1 protein-coding gene is annotated in these 263 nt (G+C 35.0%); it reads left to right on the top strand.

Annotated elements, in window-relative coordinates:
• Positions 1 to 263 (top strand): efflux RND transporter permease subunit (locus tag SB717_RS36825; RefSeq protein WP_410908024.1); only part of this gene is annotated, 263 nt, incomplete at both ends.

The raw sequence follows: 263 nt of genomic DNA, 5'->3' as shown, positions 1-263 counted from the left end.
TGGTGCTACACCAGAAGAAGTAGCTGATAAAGTTTCAAAGCCGATGGAAGAACAACTACAAAATTTAAGCGGTGTTAACGTTGTGAGCTCATCATCTTTTCAAAACGCATCTTCTATTCAAGTAGAATACGATTTTGATAAAAATATGGAAAAAGCAGAAACAGAAATTAAAGAAGCTCTCACGAATGTAAAACTCCCAGAAGGTGTTAAAGATCCTAAAGTTTCACGGGTAAACTTCAATGCTTTTCCTGTTATTTCGTTAA

This window comes from Priestia sp. SIMBA_032 (assembly GCF_046535215.1).
Classification (GTDB): Bacteria; Bacillota; Bacilli; order Bacillales; family Bacillaceae_H; genus Priestia; species Priestia aryabhattai.
This window is presented reverse-complemented; position numbering and strand designations above follow the sequence as displayed.